Source organism: Leptospira ainlahdjerensis (genome assembly GCF_016919175.1).
Classification (GTDB): domain Bacteria; phylum Spirochaetota; class Leptospiria; order Leptospirales; family Leptospiraceae; genus Leptospira; species Leptospira ainlahdjerensis.
Genome location: NZ_JAFFPU010000011.1, coordinates 41,407 through 61,779, shown reverse-complemented (window position 1 = coordinate 61,779; position 20,373 = coordinate 41,407). Strand labels below are relative to the sequence as shown.

The window sequence follows — 20,373 nt, the reverse complement described above, 5'->3', positions numbered from 1 at the left end:
GTTCCCCTTTGAAATCTGCGACATGGATTTTCCTGCCGCTCGCCATTATTTTAGCGGCCACCATTGTACTGTATCCCAACTTCGCTCCGAGAGAGTTGGAGCTTGCGGTAAGAAAAGAATTTGCATCCCTTCCGGAAGAGCAAAAAAAAGAAATCTTATCTAAGTTTGAAAAACGCTGGAATGCGGAATACAAACAATCCGATTGGGTGATCTCACCTTCTCCTTCCGATCTGAAAGACGAATCCTTTCTTTTGGTAAAAGGAAGATTTGTGACTTCCGCAAAGATCAACCAAATTTCTCAGGAGAATCCCGAGCTCATCCTGGAAGCAAAGAACAAACTTCGTCCAACGCTTGTGGAAGAATGGATCACAAAGGGACGTCCTCTTACGATCAAACTCGGTCTCGACTTACAAGGCGGGATGAGGGTCGCGATGAAAGGGGACTTCGAAGACTACGCATCCAAACTCCGCGAAAGTTATATTAAAGAAATTGAAAATTTAAAAAAGACGGTTGCGGATCCCTCCAACGACGAAAAGGAAAAGAAAAAGGCAACCGATCGTCTGGAAGAGATCGAAGGCTATTTCGAACTTTCTCCGAGCCGTAAACTTTTAGAACTCGAAAAAGCAAAACTCATCATCGACAATCGTCTTACGAGTCAGAACTTAACCGAACCTCAGGTTCGGATTCAAAAAGATCAGGATTCGATCGAGGTTTCTCTTCCTGGGGTAACGAATTCTTCTCAAATTTTAGAAATCATTCAGAACACGGAAACAGTGGAATACCGTCTGGAAGAACCGGAGAATTCGGCTGGAAACGGAGTTACCTACGCTTCGATCATCCAACAGGAAGAAAACAAACTTCTGGAAGCCGGTAAAAGAGAAGAAACCGATATCGTTAAATATCAGAATCTCGTAAAACAAAAGCTTGGAAAAGCGGAACAGGATCGATTCTTACAAGCCCTCGAAGAGAAGTATAAGATTCCAAAAGACAAATACAGAATCTTCGCTTATTGGAAAAGGGGAAACAGTCAGAATTCTCCACAACTTCCTAGAAACTTTATCGTTCTTGAAAAAGCGATCGCTCTGGACGGAAGAGATATGAGAGACGCAAGACCTGCGTTTGAAAATAATTCTTTCGGATATATCGTTTCGTTTACTCTTACGAGCAGCGGAGCCGAGAAATTTTTCGAAATCACTTCTCAGAACAAGGGAAGAAACCTCGCGATCGTCTGGGGAGACAAGGTAGTTTCCGCTCCTACGATTCGAGGCGCGATCGCGGGCGGTATGGCTCAGATCGACGGCTCTTTTACAAAAGAAGAAGCAGTGGATCTTGCGAACGTGATCAGCGAAGGCGCTCTTCCGATTCCTCTCCGAGTTTTGGAGATGAGATTTATCGGACCAACTCTCGGGATCGAATCGATCGAAGTCGGTATCAAAGCCGTCGGGATCGGATTCATTCTTGTGATGTTTTATATGCTCTTGATCTATAGACTTTCCGGAATGGTAGCGAACATCGCGCTTTTTGCGAACATCATCATCTTGAGCGCTCTTCTTTCTTTGATGGGATTCACTCTCACTCTTCCGGGTTTTGCGGGGATCATCCTCACGGTCGGTATGGCGGTGGACGCTAACGTGATCATCTACGAAAGAATCAAAGAAGAATTGATGGCGGGCAAGTCCGCGTCCGTCGCGGTCGCCCAAGGTTTTGACAACGCCTTCTGGACGATCATCGATAGTAACGTTACTACTTTGATTTCAGGAATTCTCATGATTCGCCTCGGAAACGGACCGATCAAAGGTTTCGCGATCACGCTTTGTTGGGGTATTGTCACTTCACTTTTTACCTCTTTATTCCTGAGTCGTCTGATCATGGATCTTTTGGTCAATAAGCTGGGAGTTCAGAAACTCCAGATCGGCTTTAAAAAATTGGAGTCTTAAGAATGTTTGATTTTATAAAATATAAATACGTCTCTATCGGTCTTTCTCTCGCTCTGATTCTATTCGGATTCGGTTATACGTTTGTTGTTCACGGAGGGTTTGCGAACTCTCTGGACTTCAACGGCGGACTCAGAACCGTAATCGAATTTGATAAGAATGTGGATCGTAAGAAATTGGAAACTTACTTTGCCGACAACAAGATCGAAGCCGTTCTTCTTCTTTTGGATAAAGAGAAAAATCACTTTCAGATCGATATCGGACTCGGTTCCGTGGATGCAATCCTTCAAAAATACAAAGAGAAGAACGCAGTAAAAGCTGAAGACAAGGTTGATATCTCCGGGATCGACGCTCTGATTTCGATTTTGATCGCGGACTTCGGAATTAATAAGAGCCAAGTCTTAAGCGCCAATCAAGTAGGGGCAGTGGTCGGCGGAGAATTATCTTCGACCGGAGTTACACTTCTTGGACTTACGATGGTGATCATTCTCGCTTACATCAGCTTTCGATTTCAATTTAAGTTTGCTCTGGGAGCGATCGTCGCTCTTACGCATGACTTAGTTCTAACCATCGCGTTTATAGGATTTTTTCAGATCAAACCAAGCGTTCCGATCATCGCGGCGCTTCTGACCTTACTCGGTTATTCCATCAACGATACGATCGTTGTTTTTGATAGAATTCGCGAGAATGCAGCAGGAAATTTAAACGAAACCTTCGGACAGACGATCAACTCTTCGATCAACCAGACCTTGGGAAGAACGTTTAACACCTCTTTTGCGACCTTGATTTCGATCGTAGCGATCATCATCGGAGGGGCGACCGAGCTCTTCGATTTCGCTTATGTATTAACCTTTGGAATCATCATCGGAACGTATTCTTCGATTTTTATCGCGGCCCCTCTGGTCGATATCTACGACCACGTCTCAAGAAGGATTCGTGCCTGATGTCTCTCCTCCCGGAATCTTTTCGGGAGGAATTGCGTAAACTTGCCTTTCTCTCCACGGGTGAGAGTTCTCCGAACCCGCCCGTTTCTTGTCTTATCACAAACGTCGAAAACACGAAGATCTTCGCACAAGGAAGAACCTCTCCAACTGGCGGACCACACGCCGAAAGAAATGCATATTCGGAATTTCTAAAGAACGGAAATTCCGTTACGCCGCATAACGTATGGGTTACGCTCGAACCTTGTAGTCATTACGGCAAAACCCCTCCCTGTCTCGACCTAATCTTGGAATACAGACCAAAGACTCTTTATTACGGATGGAAGGATCCGAATCCGTTGGTCCAAACCAAAAACGGTTTGGAAGAATGCCTACGTCAGGGAATCAAAGTCGTCCAAGATCCGACCTTGGAAGAGATCGCGGAGGAAAGTCTTTTTGGATTTGCTTCTCGTTTAGAAAGACAAACTCCTTCCATGATTTTTAAAACGGCAGTTTCCAAAGAAGGTTTTTTTGCATCCTCCGATAAAAGAAGAACCCAACTTTCCGGAGAACTTACTTCGTATTACACGTCTTTGCTTCGCGCGAAATGCGACGCTATTCTCGTAGGACCGGGAACCTTGTTTTACGATATTCCTGGGTTGGATTTTCGATTTCCAAAACTGGAAACTTTGGAACCTAAGAAAAATCTTACGAAAGAATTTTCGAAAACCGAAGGGATTCTCGTGCAGGAGTTTTGTGAGAATTTTTTCGGAGCCTCCGCCTTACTTAAGAATATTCTAAAATTGGGAATGGATTCGGATATCCGGAGAATTCACGAAGTTTTTGAAAACGCATATCAGCCGTATCGAGTTTTTATTATATTCGAAGAAAAAAATGTGACGGCAGAGTTTTTAGAAAAACAAAGAGCTATCAACGAAAGAGTGGGTTCGCGAAAATGCGTTTTCCTAGTCAAAAAAGAAACGATTCTTAAAAAGGAAACAGAAGAAGAATTGAGATCTCTTTCCGAGAAGGAATTGTTTTTCGTGGATCCTCCGATGCTCGCGGAAGAAAGCTTAAAAATTCTTTCCGAGATGGGAGTCAATATTCTCCTCGTGGAAGGCGGAAATCTTCTCTATGAAAAATTTCAGTCTAAGATGAAAGCAGACGACGTAATTTTAAAAATACAAACTTCAATTTCCATTCAAGAAGGAATCAAACCGAAGTTAAGAATGAACGATTCCACTTTGCTCTGGAAGTCGAAATTGGAAGAAGATATCTGGGAGGTTCACACATGTTTACGGGACTTGTAGAAACAACGGGAAAAATTTTAGAAATCAAAGATACTTCCGATGGAAGGGACTTCCTCGTAGAAACAGCCTGGATACAGCCCGATCTGAAACTCGGAGATTCGATTTCCGTAAACGGATGTTGTCAGACTGTCACCGAGTTTGCCGATCAAGGAAGCCGCTTTCGATTCTACTCTAGTTTTAAGACTCTCGAGCTTACAAACTTTGGAAAGCTCAAAACCGGAGAGGAAGTGAATTTGGAAAGGAGCGCCTTGCCGACAACTCGTTTGGGAGGACATCTCGTGAGCGGACATATTGACGGGACCGGAAACATTCTCAGCAAAGAAGAGAGAGAAGGCGGAAGTGTTGTCTGTTATACGATCCAGACGGATTCTTCTTTTTCCAAATACATTGCGCCGAGAGGAAGTATCACCGTAGACGGGATTTCTCTCACCGTCGTAGATTCGAGACCGGAAGAATTTGATTTGATTCTTATCCCTGAAACTCTCAAAAAAACGAATGCTAAATCCTGGAAGCCGGGAACTGTTCTTAATTTAGAAATCGATCTCGTGGCGCGTTACTTGGAACAACTCCTAAAATATAAATAGTTTAGAATTCGAACTATTTGGGCTGAAAGTTGGATTTGATTCCAAAGATTTAAGTTTCTGTAGCCAAATTTTAGTCCAATAGAAGAGATGGTAACTAAGAGCTATGATCAAACCCATTGAGAACGCAATCGAAGAAATCAAATCCGGAAGAATGATCATTCTTGTGGATTCGGAAGACAGAGAAAACGAGGGAGACCTCGTAGTCGCGGCTGAATTTGCGGATAAGGAAAAGATCAACTTTATGGCCACCTATGGTCGAGGGTTGATTTGTATGCCGATGGAAGGTGAGAGGCTAAAAAAACTCGGCCTCAATCGTATGGTGGATGATTATTCTCTGGGGGATAAACACGGAACCGCGTTTACGGTTTCTGTGGACGCCAAACACGGGACTTCGACGGGGATTTCGGCTCAGGATCGTGCGATCACCGTACAAGCCCTTTTGGATGAAAAAACCGTTTCGGCGGATTTGATGAGACCGGGACATTTGTTTCCTCTTCAGGCGGTTCCCGGCGGGGTTTTGAGAAGGGCAGGTCATACGGAAGCAGCGGTCGATCTTTCCAAACTTTCCGATCTTTATCCTGCGGGTGTGATCTGCGAGATCATGAACGACGACGGAACCATGGCTCGCCTTCCGGACTTAGAAAAGTTTGCGGAAAAACACGGACTCAATATTTATACAATCGAAGATCTCATCCGCTATAGAAGAGCGAAAGAGAATCTGATCCGCTTGGAAGTGGAATCCAAACTTCCGACTGAATACGGTGAATTTACGATCAGAGCGTATTCCACTCTGATCGACGATAAGATTCACGTAGCCTTGATCAAGGGCGAGATCAAAAAAGAAGAAACCGCAATGGTTCGCGTTCATAGTGAGTGTTTGACGGGTGATATTTTTTCAAGCAATCGATGTGACTGTGGGCCTCAGCTTCACGCGGCTTTGGAGATGATCGCAAAAGAAGGTAGGGGCGTTCTCCTTTATATGAGACAAGAGGGTCGCGGGATCGGCCTGATTAACAAATTAAAAGCTTATAATATTCAAGATAAAGGATATGATACGGTGGAAGCCAATGAAAAACTCGGCTTTGCACCGGACTTAAGAGACTACGGAATCGGAGCTCAGATTCTAAGAGATATCGGAATTGGAAAGATGAAAATTCTTACGAACAATCCGAGAAAGATCGTGGGTTTGGAAGGTTACGGTCTCGAAGTTGTCGAAAGAATCCCGATCGAAATTCAACCCGGCTCGGATAACCACGGTTATCTGATGACCAAAAAACTAAAACTGGGTCATATCTTAGGATTGGGTTGAGCTTTTTTTAAAGGATTTTGTAGGAGTTCCGACGGGATTGTGAGATCGAGATTATTCTTGCGAAAAGTTTGATTTTCTGATAGAGAGAAATTCGCGGATTTTTTCCCTCCACCCAAGATCAGGGTGGGGCGCGTGAGTTTTACGGAAAAGTCGTAACTACGACTGATTTTTTTAAGATCCCGTCATTTTGCGTTTACGGTTAAACAGGATCAGGGTGGGCCTTCGTTTCACGGACGATTGTCTTTGTTCTGACAAATTTCTCCAAAAATTCAGTTCCCTTACGAGTAGAGTCTTTATCCTTAATCGCCGGGAAGGATTTCAAGAATTTCAATGCGACGCTCTTTTTGGATCGCATCGAAGAAAAAAATCGGTTCCTTTTTTCTATATTCGTAAAATTGAATCTTTTTGAAGTCAAAAGTTTCTCCAGCAGTAATTCCTACGGGAATTTCCATCGGGATTTTGTTGATCCTAAATCGAAATCATTTTTTCCGCTTGTTGGTAAGATCGCGAAACGAATCAGCGGGGCGAGAATCCAGCACTCTGTAGTGTGGAAACACGATAAAAAGCATCGCCTCGATCCCGTTCTACAACGGGCGGCGACATGCAGGAAAGAATGAATGTAATCACAAGCCATTCTTCTAAAGACTTATCTTAGGACCGAAGGGATAACCAAAAAATAGAAAACATTTTTTTGCTTCAAAGGATTTTAGATTCGATTCCCGAAAAAAGTTTTCGTTTTAGTCCGGTAAATTCTTTCAAGACGGCTCCCAAAAAAAGATTTTTCTTTCTTGTTTCGTCTAACGTGTCTCTGTGTCTTAGAATATAAATCTCGGTTTTTCGAACGAGATAACTCAGATCTTCCCAACCTTCGATCTTCTTTTTAAACTCCGAGAGAACGGATTCATACGTTTCTTCCCGAATCAATGGATTGGAAAAAGTTTCCAAGACGTTTTGGATTTTTTCTAAAAGTTCTTTACGGAAGGTTTCCGCCGTTTGCGAAGACACTTCGGGATCTCGTTCTTTGTTCCAGGGAAGAAATTTTTTCCAATAATATCCGTGATCGGAAAACTGAGAAAGAATGGAATCCGCCTTTTCGATCGAGACGTTTTCGCAATTTTCAATCTTCGCGCCCCGAACGTTGACGTTGTAAACCGGAAAGTCTAACGTTTGAAAGGATTCTTCAAACCAGTGACGGTATAAGTCTAAAACGTAATCCGTCAAAACCTCTCCACCGCCCGCGGATGGAACCAAACGAGTGTCCCGTTTTCGGATGATCATCTCGTTGATTCTCTCGAGACTCTGAGTTCGGTTTAAAAGTGTGAGCCACTTCTCGTTATGATGAGTTCCGGTGGAATGAATTTCCCTTCCCGAATATGCAAGATCCTGGCCCACCAAAAAAATCGGCTTACAACCAAGATTTCTAAGAAGATCAAACGCGGTCGTCGCGACGCTTCCTCCGGACTGAATGTCTCCGATCGTTCCGAGGATTTTTTCCGCGGTCTTTGAGCCGGCGGTCACCTCTCTTTTTAATTCACCGCTCGCATCCACTACATACTTTGCGGTCAAGGAATGAACAACCTTGGAAAATTTTTGAGATCTTAGAATCGGTGGAGAACTTACCAAATCCGCGAACAAAGGAACGTTAGACGATTCAGCGCCCATAAAGTGAAAGAAAGAATGAGTTTGTGCGTCGAGCGTAATCACGCCGTCTGGAACGATTCCGAATTTGAGGAGCGCTTTTAAGGAAGTATCGCAGGAAAATAAAAAAACCTTGTCTCGAACCTTGGAAATCCATTCGCACTGACTTCGAAGAGAAGGCCCCGCGGAGACGAGCATCGCCGGAGTATTGGAAAATTTTTCCTTTAAGAGCTCCACTCGGGTTCGGGGATTTTTAGAATCCGGAAAATTCGCCGTGTTTACGAACGTGTTGCGGACCCAGATTCTTTCAAATTCAAACTTGGTCAAAAGATCGCTCATCTTCGAAGAAAGAATCTTTCGGATCTTGACCTCGAGTTCTCCGTAATACATCTCGTTCAAAGAAGTGCTCGCCGCGTTTCGAAAAATTCGAATTCCCGAAACTCTTTCGACGGGAAGCGATTCCATATAATTCCACAATAAGTTGAGCGCGGAATGTCCGAGGAACAAATGTCTTCCGGGGACGTCCATCACCGGTTCCAAAATTCCGTCCCAAAGAGAAAAGATCAGCTCGGGATGTTCATCGATCAAAAGAAGAATCTGACCCGGCTCTAAATTCTTATGAACTTCGTAGATGAGGTGAGGATTTCCGAGCCCAATCACCGCGACCAAATCGGTCGCTGAAATTTTTTGCGCCTGAAGGGATCGGAGCGCCTGGGTCAAAGGTGCGACCGTACTCGAAAGAGCGCGTCCGTTTAAGTCGAGAAACCATTCTTCCGGATTCTTCGCGGGCTTCAGAGTGAATTGGACGCTCGGATCAGGTTGTCTTTGGAAATAGAGGGATAAGTACGGCTTTTTCCCGAATATTTCTCTTGTCTTTTCAGAGAGATTGTGAGACATAATAACCCAGGGTGCATTCTATTCCCTGCCGAAATCTGGTCAATTGGAATCATCTTTCCGGAAGATCCGGAATTGAAAAACACAAAAACTATGTATTTAAAAAGCCTGAATATTGTTGGATTCAAAACGTTTGCGGACGAGACGGAAGTTCTTCTCGATCCGGGATTTACCGCCGTAGTAGGACCGAATGGAAGTGGTAAGTCGAATATCGTAGACGCAGTAAAATGGGTCTTCGGTGAGAAGTCTGCGAAGGGACTTCGGGGTGATAAGATGGACGACGTCATCTTTCACGGTTCCGAAGCGCGCAAGCCCGCCGGTTACGCCGAAGTCTCGGTGATCTTTGATAATTCTTCCCGACTCATCAAGATGGACTATCCCTCTGTCAAGATGACTCGTCGTCTTTACTTGGATGGGAACAACGAATACTGCATCAACGATTCGAGGGTTCAGAGAAAGGACATCGAAAAACTTCTCATGGATACTGGGATCGGAAAGTCTTCCTATTCCATTATGGAACAAGGAAAGGTGGATCGGATTCTCCATTCCAAACCGGAAGAAAGAAGATTGATCTTTGAAGAGGCCGCGGGTGTTTCCCGTTTCAAAGTGGAACGTCAAGAAGCCCTCAAACGTCTGGACGATACAAAACAAAACCTTCTTCGTATCCAAGACATCATGAATTCCATGAAAAAGGAAATGGAAGTCAAAGAGAAACAGGCGGAAAGAGCGGAGGCCTATTTTAAACTCAAGGCCGAGTTAGACGAAACCGATAAGATCATCCGTTATCTCAAATACAGCACTCTTACAAAAAAACTAAAGGCTTCCGAAGAGGAACTCCAATCCATCAAGGATAAGAATCAAACTCTTCTCGAAACGATCAGCGAAGAAACCGGAAGAATCGAAGTATTAGAAAAAGATAAAGCTGAGATCGAAAAACGCGTTTCCGAAATCGATAAAAAATTATACGATCACCTTTCTCAAACCAAGATCCAAAAAGAAAAGATCGAGAAAAACAAACAGATCATCCTCGAATACGAAGAAAGAATTTCCGATATGACGGAAACTCTAAACTCCGAAGAATCTTCTCTGAGCCTTCTTGTCATCGATTTGGAAAGAATTCAAAGAGAATGTTCCGAACTCCAAGGGGAAGTAGAACTCCTTGAGGAAGAAATTACTAAATTAAAAAATTCTAAACTGGTTCTTGAAAAACAAATCGAAGACGAAAATCACAGCGTTCTTGAAAAAGAATCCAAGATCGGCGCGAATGACAAGGCTCATAACGAACTCAGAGAAAGACTCAAAGAAGTCATCTTTGAATTGATCAGCCAACTCGAATCCAGAAAAAAAGAAGCCATCGATACGGAAACTCGCAGAAAGGAACTCAAGGAATTTCTTCTTTCCAAGATGTCCGAATACGCGGTTCAAATCCAAGAGTTACGAAACAATCTACAGCTCTCGGACAATTCTAAAGTGGCGGCAGTTCTGGAAACCTTGGATCTCGGAGACGTTCAATCCAAGTTGGAAGAATTTGTTCATCTGGAAGACATGATCCGAAACATTCTTTTTGATCGGGACGGTTTTCTTTCCCGAAAAGAAACCTTGGATCAACAGATCGAAGATCTCATCCTGGACAACGAAAATCTCACGAGAAGTATCAAAGACTCTGGTTTAAAGATCGAAGCTCTCAGAGAGGATCTGGAAGCGAACAAGGAACAAACCGTATTCTTAGAGAAGAAGGTTCTGGAACTCGGGTCCGAAAGAAATGCAAGACTGGAAGCCGCAAAAGCGATCGGGCTCCGAAAAGAAGAAATCGAAAAAAGAATCCAGAACGCAAAGGATTCCATCCAGAACGTAATCACTAAAAAACAGGAATTCGAAAAGGAAGTTTCCATACTCGAACAACAGATCGAGTCGAGCTATAACGAATTCTTAGATATGAGCCGCGCCTTAGAATCCGAAAAAGAGACGCTTCGGAATATCTTAAAAGAAATACAAACTCTCAAACACGATATTCAGAAAAACCAGGACGATTTTAAAAATCTCATCCCCGTTTTGACGGAAAAAGAAAGAACGGCTTCCGGTCTGAAAGTGCAGATCGATTCTTTCACGGAAGAATTGTACAATGATTATTCCATCTCGGAACAAGAGCTTAGCGCCGAGTTTGAAAAGAGAGACTTGGAACGAACCAAAGAAGAAGTCAAACTCAAACGTCTCAAATCCGACATTCAGATGTTGGGATCGATCAATCCTCTTTCCATCGAAGAATATAGAAGTGTCAAAGAAATTTACGAACACCATCGTGTTCAAAAAGAAGATATCGAAAAATCGAAAGGGGATGTGGAAGACGTTCTCAACCGGATCAACGAAGAATCGGAAAAACTCTTTCGAGAAACCTTCGAGAAGATCCGCGAGAATTTTCAAGAAACCTTTTCCACACTTTTCAACGGTGGAAGGGCGATTCTTGAACTTACAGAAAGTGAGGACAGCTTAAACGCAGGAATTGAAATTATGGCGGAACCTCCCGGCAAACACGTTCAAAACCTAAGACTTCTTTCTGGCGGTGAAAAATCCATGACAGCGATCGCGCTTTTGTTTGCGATCTACATGGTAAAACCTTCTCCGTTCTGTTTCTTGGATGAGATCGATGCGGCTTTGGACGAAGCGAATAAACTTCGCTTCTGTCAGATCCTGGATAAGTTTAAAGACAAGTCTCAGTTCATCGTGATCACTCACGCGCAATCCACGATCAACAGAGCAAATTCCATCTTCGGTGTTACGAACGAAGAACCGGGAATTTCTAAAATTCTTTCTTTGAAACTCGACGAAGCCGCTCATCTTGCGGAAAGAGTGACCGAGGCCGCGGTTTAATAGAATCGCGTTTTGAAAAAGAGCGCGGCGGGTTCGTCTTCAGAGCGAAACTAGGCAAATTCTTTAGAGTATAACTATGCTCCAGAGAATTTGTGCATTCAATTCTCTGGAGCATAGATTGTTTTGAGAATGAATTGAAGATTGAATTTTTAGGGGAAATCTTCCGGCGTTAGGACGTAAATTGGGTTTGGTTCGAATTCCAACTTCTTTGTTATCTCGTTTTTGAGTAGATCGAGGTGCCAGATATAGCTGTAGATATTTTGAAAGGTGGGACATCCCACATTCAAAATTCTATCAAGGTAAATTCCGCCTCCAGAATCATCCAGCCAGAAGAGGTAATTCACCATAAAACAGCGGGAGACACCGTGCGCGGCTGCTAAGACACCGAGAAGAGCCCAAATTCCGGTATCAATTCTCATATTGATTCTTCTGAGTTTTCCTTGGTCTCTTTGATAAAGAGTTTTTCTAGCGTTCCTATTGATTCTTCGGAGCGAAAGAATGAGTTTCTGATATCTCCTCAAAAGTGGCAGAATTCGTTTCGGAAGGGCTTTCCTTTCTTTTTCGCTCAAACGATTCAAATATTTTTCAGGAATGAGGATCGTCTCCACGTTCATCCTGGATAAAACTAAGGTAGATTTAATTTCTCGATTTGTGTTTAAAAAAATTTGTCCCATACTCTTTCCGGTTCCGGGAAAGAACCGGACGTGGTCTTTAAAAGAAAAAAGATCCTTTTCTGGGATCTTTTTTTCTATTCAGAATCCTTCTTGAAAAAAAAGGAATTACACAATGACTTCTTTGTTTTGTGTATCTTCCCCGTTCATCTGAGTGTGGGTGGTGAATTCGATTCTCGCTCGTAGGACATCGACCATGTTTTTGCTGAAGATTTCCACGATTTCCGGGTCGAAGGAAGTTCCCGCCTGGGATCGGACGTATTCCACCGCTTGCCCGATCGGCCATCCGTTTTTATAGGGACGATTCGTCGTCAAAGCGTCAAAGACGTCCGCCACCGATGCGATCCTGGCAGATAAACTGATCTCTTCTCCTTTGAGCCCATAAGGATAACCGGAGCCGTCCCATTTTTCGTGGTGTCCGATACAAATCTCTCTCGCAACTTTGAGCAAACCCGTTTCGTGTTCTCCTATGATGTTCGCTCCGATCAAAGGATGAGTCTTGATGACTTCGAATTCTTCCGAAGTCAACCTTCCGTTTTTTCTTAGGATAGAATCCGGAATTCCGATTTTACCGACATCGTGCATCGCGGACGCGTTGTAGATGTCTTCCACTTCTTCCGGAGGAAGTCCATAATGGTTTGCTAATACTTCGCAGTATTTACTCATTCTCAGAATGTGATTTCCAGTTTCGTTGTCTCTGTATTCCGAGGCGACAACCAATCTTCTGATGATCTCCAAACGAGATGATTTGATTTCCAGCAATCGACTGAGTTCAAGGTGCGATTTTATTCTTGCTTTGAATATGGGCGGGCTGAAGGGTTTTTTAAAAAAATCAACGGCTCCCATTTTGAAACCGAGAGTTTCCATTTTCGGATCTTCGATCGAGGTGATGAAGATAACGGGGATATCCGCTGTCAGAGGATTGTTTTTTAACTTACGGCAGATTTCAACCCCGCCGATCTGGGGCATTCTGATATCCATAAGAATTAAATCCGGCTGGCTTGTTTTGGCAAGTTGGATTGCCAGGTTGGAATCTTGAATCAGGATGATTTCATAGTCTTTTTCCAAATGATGTTGGATCACTTGTAAGTCCAATAAGCTATCTTCTACGATCATGATTTTCTTTTTTCTTTGGGACGGAATTTTGTGCATAGTTCTGGCTCGGAGGACACTTTGTAGAATTTGACTGAAAGTTTCGATTCCGGAAATTTTCTTTCCTTTTTAACTGACTGATAAATAGATAGGAATCATTAGTTCTTTAAAAAAAAAGTTATAAAAGTTATAAAACGCGAGCATCATACGAGTATGACCGAAATACTTTCTATTTGAAAAGAGTAATGAACGACCGTTCTTGAAAATGAAAGTAAGTCAATTGAGTCAATTTACTTACTTGTAAAAAAAGAAGTAAGAAAGCAGGGCTTTTATTTCCTGAATCGGCCATTCGGAAATTATAAACAAAGCTGACTAAAAAAACACGGAGGAAGGAAAAAAAGTCAGTCTCCTTTTTCGGAAGTAATTGTGTTTCAATCGAAGTCAAACTAGCCCCGGAGAAGTCCTTACTTCTAAAAAAGACAAAATTTCGCTTGGATTTCGTTCGATCGTTTTCCGATTCGATTCTCCAAAGAAACCGGCGAGGTCGTAAAAAACTTCCGTTCAAAGAACTGAGAGTTCTCATTCCTCAATCCAAAATAGTAAAAAGTAAGAGCTCGTTTTCAAGAAGCCTTCTTGACGAGCGGGCCGCTTCCGAAGATCTCTACAGAAGAATGTCAACTTCCCCCAAAGAAAATTCGGATTCTCTCGTAATCGCGGGACGGATCTTTCGCTCCAGGCTCTTTCTCGGAACCGGAAAGTTTTCTTCCGGCGATATTATGCAAAGGGCGATCGAAGCTTCCGAAACCGAAGTGGTTACGGTCGCGCTCAGAAGAGTCGATTTAGAATCTCCCGAAGACGATATTCTTTCCCATATCGATCGAGATCGGATCCTTCTTCTCGCAAATACGAGCGGAGCGCGCAATGCGGAAGAGGCGGTGCGTCTCGCCATTCTCGCGAGGGAATTGGGCGCTGGAGATTGGGTAAAGTTGGAAGTGACACCGGATCCGGTCTATCTTCTTCCCGATCCGATCGAAACTCTTAAGGCGGCTAAGATCCTCGTCCAAGAAGGTTTTAAGGTGCTTCCTTACATCAATGCCGATCCGATTCTTTGCAAACATCTGGAGGACGCGGGTTGTGCAACCGTAATGCCTTTGGGTTCACCGATCGGATCCAATTTGGGAATTTCCACAAGAACCAATTTAGAAATCATCATCTCTCAATCCAAAATTCCGGTCGTCGTAGATGCCGGGCTCGGACTTCCTTCTCACGCGGCCGAAGCCATGGAACTCGGTGCGGACGCCGTTCTTGTAAACACCGCGATCGCGATCGCAAAAGATCCGGTGGAGATCGCGAAGGCATTTAAACTTGCAACCGAGGCCGGAAGAATCGGACGTCTTTATTCCGGAAGAGGATCGAAGTTTCAATGGGAAGCTTCGGCCTCGAGTCCTCTCACGGGTTTTTTAGACGAAGAGGAAAGAAATGTTCACGGAGATTTTTGATCAAACTCCTTTTGCAGCCGGTTCGGAAATCATTCGGTCCAAAAAAAAAGAAGACGTAGAGAAAGCGCTTCATCAGGCAACCCGCGGACTTTCTCTCGACTTTCAAGATTATCTTTCTCTTGTTTCACCTTCCGCTTCCTCGTATCTCGAACCGATGGCATTTCTTTCGAAAAAAATCAAAAAAGAAAGATTCGGAAATACGATTCAACTTTTTATGCCTCTGTATCTTTCCAACGAATGCCGTTCTTCTTGTCTCTACTGCGGATTTAGTTACGAGAATAAAATTCCGAGAAAAACGCTCACCGAAGATGAAATACGAAAAGAGGCGGCGGTTCTTCAGTCGAAGGGGATTCGTCATCTTGTGATTCTTACTGGAGAAGATTATAGTAAAACCAATTTGGACTATATTCTCCGAGCGATTTCGATTCTAAGAGAATCATTCGATTCTCTCGCGATCGAAATCTATCCTTTGGATACGGACGACTATAAAACCGTGATCGCTTCCGGAGTCGAAGCTCTGATCGTTTATCAAGAAACTTATGATCGAGAAGTTTATACAGAAAATCACTACCGTGGAATCAAAAAAAATATGAGTTATCGTTTGGAAGCACCGGATCGAGGAGGGAAGGCCGGCTTTCGAAGGATCGGGCTCGGCGCTCTTTTGGGGCTTTCCGATCCTCTGGGAGAATTGTATAAGCTCGGAGAACATGCAAAATATCTAATATTAAAATATTGGAAGACATCGTTCCAGATCTCTCTTCCGAGAATGCGGCCTGCGGCCGGGGACTTTCAGAAAATCGTTCCCGTAAACGATCGGGATTTCGTCCGGTATCTATTCGCACTTAGAATCTCCTTTCCGGATATCGGACTCGTTCTTTCTACGAGAGAATCCAAAACTCTACGAGACCATCTCGCGACTCTCGGAATTACGAGTATGTCCGTGGAATCAAAAACGGAACCAGGCGGGTATTCCAATTCCGGAGCGTTGAAACAATTCGAGATCGAGGATGATCGTTCCGTTTCAGAGATCGTTTTTTCTCTCAAAAAATCGGGACTGGATCCGGTCTTTAAAGATTTCGATCGGGCCTTGTTGCGAACGAAAGAATGTTTTTGATTCTTCTTTTGGTAAGAGTGTGTTTCAATTTCCGAGCTTGCGTCGGAAAGTTTTCGAGTGGCGATTTCTTGAAGGAACGGAAATGATAAGAGAGTCAGAACTTGCGGAACTTCCTTTTTTTAGAATGTGGAAGAATGTATTCTTTCGTTTATCGGGATCGCAGTTATCCGCAAATCGAGCTTCCCGATTTACCCAAAAATGAGGATGCGCGTAGGAACTCCTAAGAAGAATCTATTGAAGATCTGTCCGTTTGATCACGGCAAGCCGGTAAAAGCGCCGAATTTGTGGGAACTCTGACGAATTCACCTTCCCGTTGAAATCGGTTTCTGTCGAGATTTTGGTCTTGGCTTGCAAAGCGCTTGGTGCCGTAGAACCCGTTTCATTCGAAATTTATAATAAGCTATGTGAGAGTTCCCACAATCGATGTTACATCCGACTTAGTGAGATTTTGGATTGTTCCGTGTAGGGCGACAACGTAAGACTTCCTACAGCCAAAATTTTGGAGCCAATTCTTAGAATCAGCCGGAACAAAATTCTCTCTCAAAAATCACTTTCAAACATTTTGATCTTTTTTCAAAAATCGGATCGGTCAAAATTTTATCATTTTTTGAATTTCAAAAAGGTATAAAAAAAGAGCGGGAGAAAAACCCGCTCTTTTGAATTCAAACGAAAGGATCTTGGATCCGATCGTTCTATTTTTTATTCGAGTTATAAGCGTTTACGATACAATCGTTAAACGGTTTGCATTGGTTCTTGTGGTTTTCGAAACATGCCGCAACTGCCTGCGAGTGTTTTTTGCAGGAATTCAAACAACCGGCTTTTACCTTTGTTTTTTCGTCCGCGCTTAACTTTCTCGGAGCGTTTTGCTCCACACAACCCGAATAGAATCCGCAGATTTCGCTACAGACCGGAGACTGAGCTGGCGCAGACTGAGCCAGAAGGAAGAAAGAAAGAATCATTAGAAAGAGATATTTCAATGTCTTCTCCTTGAAACTATTAGCGACGCAGGGATTCGAACCCCGGACCTGCGGATTATGATTCCGTTGCTCTAACCAGCTGAGCTACGTCGCCGCTATTATTGGACCCGACAAGTCGGTTCCAGTGCTATTTTTTTGAAGGGAATCGGCCTGTCAAGGTTTCTTGAGATTCAGGATTTCCAGATTTCGATCAGAGTTTTCCAGGAAGAAATGTTTGCGATTTCGTCAATTTTTTTCGTCGAGAGAGAGTTTCGTTCCTTCCATTTTTGAAGAATCAGATCGTTTGTCGCAGATTGGAGAGATCTCCATTCTTCCTTTGTGGATTCGTCTGCGGAAATGTTCTGAGAAGATTCTTGGATGATCTTAAGACGATCCAAGAGTTCCGGAATTTCGATCTCTTCCAATTCTTCTTTACGAACTTCCAAGTGAGAATCCAAGATTTTTTTGGAAACTTCGAATTCTTTCTGAAGAAGATCGAAAAAGAACTTCTCCTCGTTTTCCAAATGTCTCGCGATGCGGGCCGCAAAACGATGTTCCGTTAGATCTCGCCAGGATTCACTTTTCGTAAATTTCGAAATCGAATTTGAAATTGAAATCGTGGAATTTCCGGATTCCCATTTTTCCCAAGCATCCAAGATCGAAGAATTTAAAACTAAGAATACAAAAGACGCGCTGAGCCAAGGAGCAATCGTAATCTCCAGAGACGATTCTTCATAAACGGGAGCGTTTTCAAAATCGAGTCCGGCGAGGACGCTTCCCGAACGTTCGATCCAAACGGGAAGAATTTTTTTCATCCTAGAAAGATCGATTCTTATACTCTGAAATGTAAATTCGAGATCGGAAATACATTCTTTAAAAAGATAGATCGCAAACAAACTCTGCACAGCCCCGAGTTTCGGTGTGATGAGAATTTTTTGATTTCCCCTTTCTAAAATTCTTTCCACGAAGTTCTCTGGAATTTCCGCTTCCAGAATTCTTTCCAAAGAATCGTTTGTTTCCGAAGAAATCAAAAACTCCAACTGAAAGATCCGCAACTCATCATTCTTCTTTGTCTTTCGGAATCGTTCGGCCTGAATTTTTTCCTCCAGAAAAGAAATCTTGGACGCAATGGATTCTTCTTTGGAAAAGAAAGGAAAGTAAAACAAATTCTTCCAGACAAAGGCTGGAAAGGTCGCGGACGGATTTTTTTTATGGGAAGAATTGGAAAACTCTGATAGGGTTTGAATGGAACGATCCATGTCGCGTAACAAATCGGGAAGCGGCGATCGTTCGATTGCTGTTTCCGGAAATTCGATACAATAATTTGCGTTCTGTTCCCCGGCCCAATGTTTCAATTGGCGATAGAATTCTTTCAGAGCGATTTCAGAGCTCTGATTTTTTGAGAATAAGACTTCCATCGTTTCTCGGTCGACCATTTTCGTTAGTGCCGCTTCGGTCAGGAATTGAATCTGTTTCATCTGGTTCTCATTGCTGGATAATATTTATGCAGAATGTAAATTCTCGGTACCGGGTCTGTACGAAATTTAAGCTAGTTGCCAACGGGATTGGAAAAAAGATAAAATCTGCTACCGCATTGTATTTTAGGGCTTGCCTGTCGTTCAAGGAATTTTACTCTGATTCCGGATTCGTCTTCAAAACGGATCCAAAGAGTAGAACTGACTCTTTTTTTCGGAAAACCGTGGATTTCCATCCAATGGTACGAAATTTGCATCGAATCTACAGACGCACGCTGAGCGTGAATTAGAGATTAGTTATTAATACTCGAAGACAAATAGGAGAATAGAATGTCCAGAACACCTAGTGAAGTTATCGCATACGCCAAGGCGAATAACGTTCTTTTCTACGATTTCCGTTTTACGGATATCAAAGGAGCTTGGCACCACGTATCTTATCACACCGTTGCCATCACTGAAGATTCCTTTAAGGGTCTTCCTTTCGACGGAAGTTCCATCCCTGCATGGCAACCAATCGATCGATCTGATATGCAATTGATCCCTGATACGGACGCGATTTTCTTAGATCCATTTACTGCGGATCCGACACTCGTAGTGTTTTGCGACGTATTTGATATCTACAAAGGCGCTCTTTACGAAAAATGTCCTCGTTCCATCGCGAAAAAAGCTCTGAAGTATCTCGAGTCTTCCGGACTTGCGGACACCGCTTACTTCGGTCCTGAAAACGAATTCTTTATCTTTGACAGCATCAAAGTAAGAGACGCGATTAACGTTCAATATTATGAAATCGATTCTTCGGAAGGGATTTGGAATTCTCACACGGATTTCCCAGGCGCGACCAACACCGGTCACCGTCCTGGAACGAAAGGTGGTTACTTCCCGGTAGCTCCTGTGGATTCTCAAGTTGATTTGAGAGCTTCTATCGTTAAGACTCTTCACCAAATTGGAATGGAAACTTTCGTGGTTCACCACGAGGTTGCGCAAGGACAAGGAGAGATCGGAGTAAAATTCGGAACTCTGATTGAAGCGGCGGATAACGTTCAGAAACTGAAATACGTCGTAAAGATGGTCGCTCACCAACACGGTAAGACCGCAACTTTTATGCCGAAACCTCTTTACGGGGACAACGGAAACGGGATGCACTGTCACCAATCTATTTGGAAAAACGGCGTGAACCTTTTCGCAGGGAAAGGATATCAAAACCTGAGCGACACTGCGATGAACTACATCGGCGGTGTTTTGACTCACGCAAAAGCTTGTGCGGCGTTTACAAATGCTTCCACAAATTCGTATAAGAGACTTCTTCCTGGTTTCGAAGCTCCTTCGATTTTGGCGTATTCCGCTCAGAACCGTTCCGCTTCTTGCAGGATTCCTTTCGTAAACGGAGACAAAGCAAGAAGGGTGGAGTTCCGTTTCCCTGATTCTTCCGCAAACCCTTATCTAGCGTTCGCGGCGATGCTCATGGCTGGGATTGACGGAGTTCAAAAGAAAATCGATCCAGGTCCACCTCGGGAAGAAGACCTTTTCGAACTTTCTCTAGATGAAATTCGTGAAAAAGGAATTCAGCAGATGCCTCACACTTTGAGAGAAGCAGTGGAGAATATGCTTTTGGATAGAGAATTCCTAAAAAAAGGAGATGTTTTCACCGAAGATTTTATTCAGACTTACAAAGCTTACAAGTTTGAGACTGAAATTTGGCCTTGGGAAGGAAGACCTCACCCATTCGAATTTCTTACCACTTATTCTTGCTAATTTGGGTGAGCGCGGACCTTTAGGGAAGCGCTCGTCTCGTTTAAGAAAAATAAAAAAGCCCGGCGTAAAAGTCGGGCTTTTTTATTTTCAAAGAGGTTATGTCGGAGTTCCGAGAGATTTTTTTGGGATTCAGAGGAGAGACGACGGGAATCGTCCCTATAAAAGGGGTTTGTGTGAGTTCCTACACGGGAATTTATTCTTGCAAAAATGAGAATTTTGTGATAGAGGAAAGTCCGCAGTGGTTTTTCCCGCCACCCACCCCTCCACCCGAAATTTGGGTGGGGCGCGCGACTTTCACGGAAGAGTTGTCGGAGTTCCGACAGGTTTTTCTGAAGATTTAGGCAACTCGGGGGAAAG

The 20,373-nt window shown here is 43.4% G+C and carries 15 protein-coding genes and 1 tRNA gene; 9 read left to right on the top strand and 7 right to left on the bottom strand.

Annotation, left to right across the window (positions count from 1 at the left end; translation table 11 throughout):
- Positions 1–8: 8 nt before the first annotated feature.
- From secD to JWG45_RS02510, 5 genes are all read left to right on the top strand, one after another.
- Positions 9–1,937, top strand: coding sequence for a protein translocase subunit SecD (gene secD / locus JWG45_RS02530; RefSeq protein ID WP_205278213.1), 1,929 nt, complete (start codon positions 9–11; stop codon positions 1,935–1,937).
- Positions 1,938–1,939: 2 nt separating this feature from the next.
- Positions 1,940–2,878, top strand: coding sequence for a protein translocase subunit SecF (secF, locus tag JWG45_RS02525; protein WP_205278212.1), 939 nt, complete (start codon positions 1,940–1,942; stop codon positions 2,876–2,878).
- Entirely contained in the window at positions 2,878–4,164 is a 1,287-nt protein-coding gene (locus JWG45_RS02520) for a bifunctional diaminohydroxyphosphoribosylaminopyrimidine deaminase/5-amino-6-(5-phosphoribosylamino)uracil reductase RibD (protein WP_205278211.1), read from the top strand. Before secF ends, JWG45_RS02520 begins: the two co-directional genes overlap by 1 nt.
- On the top strand, positions 4,146–4,748 hold the full coding sequence (locus JWG45_RS02515; RefSeq protein WP_205278210.1) for a riboflavin synthase: 603 nt from the start codon (positions 4,146–4,148) through the stop codon (positions 4,746–4,748). Before JWG45_RS02520 ends, JWG45_RS02515 begins: the two co-directional genes overlap by 19 nt.
- A 103-nt stretch (positions 4,749–4,851) precedes the next feature.
- A complete protein-coding gene (locus JWG45_RS02510; protein WP_205278209.1) occupies positions 4,852–6,057 on the top strand; it encodes a bifunctional 3,4-dihydroxy-2-butanone-4-phosphate synthase/GTP cyclohydrolase II in 1,206 nt (401 codons plus the stop codon).
- A gap of 299 nt (positions 6,058–6,356) precedes the next feature.
- Here the strand turns inward: JWG45_RS02510 and JWG45_RS02505 are convergent, their stop codons facing one another.
- Both JWG45_RS02505 and JWG45_RS02500 read right to left on the bottom strand, forming a co-directional pair.
- Complete coding sequence (locus JWG45_RS02505) at positions 6,357–6,509, bottom strand: hypothetical protein (RefSeq protein WP_205278208.1); 153 nt, start codon at positions 6,507–6,509, stop codon at positions 6,357–6,359.
- 244 nt (positions 6,510–6,753) lie between these two features.
- Positions 6,754–8,592 carry a motility associated factor glycosyltransferase family protein gene (locus tag JWG45_RS02500; RefSeq protein WP_205278207.1) on the bottom strand — a complete coding sequence of 613 codons (1,839 nt, stop codon included), beginning with the start codon at positions 8,590–8,592 and terminating at the stop codon, positions 6,754–6,756.
- Between the two features lie 90 nt (positions 8,593–8,682).
- On the opposite strand from JWG45_RS02500, the gene JWG45_RS02495 reads away from it, so the two are divergent.
- Positions 8,683–11,457, top strand: coding sequence for a chromosome segregation SMC family protein (locus tag JWG45_RS02495; protein WP_205278242.1), 2,775 nt, complete (start codon positions 8,683–8,685; stop codon positions 11,455–11,457).
- Between the two features lie 149 nt (positions 11,458–11,606).
- Here JWG45_RS02495 and JWG45_RS02490 read toward each other — a convergent pair whose 3' ends face one another.
- Both JWG45_RS02490 and JWG45_RS02485 read right to left on the bottom strand, forming a co-directional pair.
- Positions 11,607–12,131: a DUF1564 domain-containing protein gene (locus tag JWG45_RS02490; protein ID WP_205278206.1), complete on the bottom strand. Its 525-nt coding sequence runs from the start codon at positions 12,129–12,131 to the stop codon at positions 11,607–11,609.
- Between the two features lie 105 nt (positions 12,132–12,236).
- Positions 12,237–13,244 (bottom strand): HD domain-containing phosphohydrolase, encoded by a 1,008-nt coding sequence (locus JWG45_RS02485; RefSeq protein WP_232380476.1) that lies wholly within the window; start codon positions 13,242–13,244, stop codon positions 12,237–12,239.
- Positions 13,245–13,891: 647 nt separating this feature from the next.
- Between JWG45_RS02485 and JWG45_RS02480 the strand changes: the two genes are divergently transcribed.
- A complete protein-coding gene (locus JWG45_RS02480) occupies positions 13,892–14,719 on the top strand; it encodes a thiazole synthase (RefSeq protein WP_205278204.1) in 828 nt (275 codons plus the stop codon).
- Complete coding sequence (gene thiH / locus JWG45_RS02475; protein ID WP_205278203.1) at positions 14,700–15,833, top strand: 2-iminoacetate synthase ThiH; 1,134 nt, start codon at positions 14,700–14,702, stop codon at positions 15,831–15,833. The genes JWG45_RS02480 and thiH overlap by 20 nt, the downstream gene beginning before the upstream one ends.
- Before the next feature lie 692 nt (positions 15,834–16,525).
- On the opposite strand, the gene JWG45_RS02470 is transcribed toward thiH, so the two are convergent.
- From JWG45_RS02470 to JWG45_RS02460, 3 genes are all read right to left on the bottom strand, one after another.
- Positions 16,526–16,810: a Cys-rich protein gene (locus tag JWG45_RS02470; RefSeq protein ID WP_205278202.1), complete on the bottom strand. Its 285-nt coding sequence runs from the start codon at positions 16,808–16,810 to the stop codon at positions 16,526–16,528.
- Positions 16,811–16,830: 20 nt separating this feature from the next.
- Positions 16,831–16,904, bottom strand: a tRNA-Met gene (locus JWG45_RS02465).
- Positions 16,905–16,980: 76 nt separating this feature from the next.
- Complete coding sequence (locus JWG45_RS02460) at positions 16,981–18,267, bottom strand: hypothetical protein (protein ID WP_205278201.1); 1,287 nt, start codon at positions 18,265–18,267, stop codon at positions 16,981–16,983.
- Between the two features lie 327 nt (positions 18,268–18,594).
- Here JWG45_RS02460 and glnA point away from each other — a divergent pair, with 327 nt between their 5' ends.
- Positions 18,595–20,016, top strand: coding sequence for a type I glutamate--ammonia ligase (gene glnA, locus JWG45_RS02455; protein WP_205278200.1), 1,422 nt, complete (start codon positions 18,595–18,597; stop codon positions 20,014–20,016).
- Positions 20,017–20,373: the final 357 nt, after the last annotated feature.

Coding starts and splice junctions, on each gene's coding strand:
- JWG45_RS02515 (WP_205278210.1), top strand. CDS start 4,146: ATGTTTACGGGACTTGTAGAAACAACGGGAAAAATTTTAGAAATCAAA.
- JWG45_RS02485 (WP_232380476.1), bottom strand. CDS start 13,244: ATGATCGTAGAAGATAGCTTATTGGACTTACAAGTGATCCAACATCAT.
- secF (WP_205278212.1), top strand. CDS start 1,940: ATGTTTGATTTTATAAAATATAAATACGTCTCTATCGGTCTTTCTCTC.
- glnA (WP_205278200.1), top strand. CDS start 18,595: ATGTCCAGAACACCTAGTGAAGTTATCGCATACGCCAAGGCGAATAAC.
- JWG45_RS02500 (WP_205278207.1), bottom strand. CDS start 8,592: ATGTCTCACAATCTCTCTGAAAAGACAAGAGAAATATTCGGGAAAAAG.
- JWG45_RS02460 (WP_205278201.1), bottom strand. CDS start 18,267: ATGAAACAGATTCAATTCCTGACCGAAGCGGCACTAACGAAAATGGTC.
- JWG45_RS02510 (WP_205278209.1), top strand. CDS start 4,852: ATGATCAAACCCATTGAGAACGCAATCGAAGAAATCAAATCCGGAAGA.
- JWG45_RS02520 (WP_205278211.1), top strand. CDS start 2,878: ATGTCTCTCCTCCCGGAATCTTTTCGGGAGGAATTGCGTAAACTTGCC.
- JWG45_RS02490 (WP_205278206.1), bottom strand. CDS start 12,131: ATGGGACAAATTTTTTTAAACACAAATCGAGAAATTAAATCTACCTTA.
- JWG45_RS02480 (WP_205278204.1), top strand. CDS start 13,892: ATGTCAACTTCCCCCAAAGAAAATTCGGATTCTCTCGTAATCGCGGGA.
- JWG45_RS02495 (WP_205278242.1), top strand. CDS start 8,683: ATGTATTTAAAAAGCCTGAATATTGTTGGATTCAAAACGTTTGCGGAC.
- thiH (WP_205278203.1), top strand. CDS start 14,700: ATGTTCACGGAGATTTTTGATCAAACTCCTTTTGCAGCCGGTTCGGAA.
- JWG45_RS02505 (WP_205278208.1), bottom strand. CDS start 6,509: ATGGAAATTCCCGTAGGAATTACTGCTGGAGAAACTTTTGACTTCAAA.